Annotated in this window: 1 pseudogene; it reads left to right on the forward strand. The window is 75.1% G+C overall.

Going from position 1 to position 241, the window contains the following annotated elements:
• Positions 1 to 241, forward strand: a pseudogene (locus G3I40_RS36275) (hypothetical protein); the annotation flags it as partial.

Below are 241 nucleotides of genomic sequence, written 5' to 3' on the forward strand. Positions count from 1 at the left end.
GGCGGCGGCCGCGGCGACGGCACTGGCCTGGCCGTTCTACGACGTCCTCGCGCTGGCCGGGGACAGCAGCGTCGACGCGATCCACCACCAGCTCTACGAGGGCATGCCCGGCCGGTTCTGGCTGGCCCTGCTCGGGCTTCCGGTGCTGTGGCGCAGGTGGCGCCGCGACCGCCGGGACCCGCTGGCGCTCATGTTCGCGCTCGACGTCCTCGTCGTCGCCTACGGCTGGGCCACCGGCCAC

Source organism: Streptomyces sp. SID14478 (assembly GCF_010548525.1).
Classification (GTDB): Bacteria; Actinomycetota; Actinomycetes; order Streptomycetales; family Streptomycetaceae; genus Streptomyces.